Here is a 1,225-nt window from a genome sequence, read left to right on the forward strand (position 1 = left end):
GCCATCAGCGCGCTACGTGCGTCGTCGGCTGCACGTGCTGCTTGTCGGATCTGATCGGTCGCGGTGATGACGTCCTTGGCGAGGATGGCGATGCGCTCGGCGGCCAGTTCGGCAGCCTGGCCTCCCATCCCGACATTGCCAGCCTGGCGCAGAACCCAAGCCGCGACCCGTTCCAGCTCAACCGCTTCGCCGGCCAGGTCCAGGAACTCGGCCTGGATCTCAGTGAGCGCAGATCTCGGGTGCTCACCAACGGTCCGCAGTTCCTCTGATGGGCGCATCAGCTCCGTCCTCTCCGGTTACGACGTGCGACGACAATCACGACCAAACTCACCAGTGCCAGAAGAATGGCAGCGCCAACGATCGTAGATGTCAGAACCAAGAGGTTCGAGAAGGCTCCGTCACCATCCGGCGGCGCCTTCTCTGTGCCATCGCCTGACCCCGGTGCGGGATCGTCGGCTTGATCGTCAGGCGTTGGCGTACCGGTGATGTCGGCGATGGAAGGGGACACGAGGGGGTCGTCACGCAAGAGAGGGTTGGCGTCGGGATATGCGGTTGGGTCAGCGTTGAGCATATTTAGGATGGAGACCGTGCCGTACCCGATGGTGTCACCGTGGCGATCCATCTCCCCGCTGTTCTGGAAGGTGTGGCGCACCAGGGTCTGTATAATCTGGTTCCCAGTTGCTTGGGGATATTCTGACCAGACGAGCGCCAGTGCACCCGCCACCCAAGGAGTGGCCAACGACGTGCCATCCTGCAAGCGGTACTCTTCCCAGTTTTCGTATCCGTTGTAGATGCGCATCTGGGCTCCAGGGGCGGCGACAGTGACCAACGGGTGGGAGACCGACAGTCCTTCTACGGGGAGCCCGTCAGGTCCGGCAGCCTCGACGATGACCATGCCGTTAGCTCCTGCAATGCCGGTGTCGAATGTGCCGATAGCGCGTTTTCCGGGGGAGGTGACGACCACGATCGCTCCTGAGCGCTGCGCTACGGCTAGGGCATCAGCGAGGTCATGGGGGAGGTTCTTGCTTAGAGAGATCGAGATGATGTGCGCTCCGTCACGGACGGCCTGCTCGATGGCCAGGAGCATGCCATCGACCCCGTCGACGGAACACGGCCAAGCCTGGTCCGAACTGGTGCGGCTCGCGGCGTAGAAGTAGAGGGTTGCGCCTGGTGCGGTGCCCTGGATTCCCGGACCGCCATCGAGGCCTTGGCCGTTGCCGATGAC

2 protein-coding genes are annotated in these 1,225 nt (G+C 63.1%); one reads left to right on the forward strand and one right to left on the reverse strand.

Annotated elements, in window-relative coordinates:
- Positions 1-269 (forward strand): hypothetical protein (locus N869_RS17535; RefSeq protein WP_232229820.1); only part of this gene is annotated, 269 nt, incomplete at its 5' end.
- An 8-nt stretch (positions 270-277) separates the two neighbouring features.
- On the opposite strand, the gene N869_RS15185 is transcribed toward N869_RS17535, so the two are convergent.
- The coding region (locus N869_RS15185; protein WP_156968599.1) for a S8 family serine peptidase at positions 278-1,225 on the reverse strand (948 nt) is incomplete at its 5' end.

Origin of the sequence: Cellulomonas bogoriensis 69B4 = DSM 16987 (genome assembly GCF_000767165.1) — a bacterium.
GTDB classification, from domain to species: Bacteria; Actinomycetota; Actinomycetes; order Actinomycetales; family Cellulomonadaceae; genus Actinotalea; species Actinotalea bogoriensis.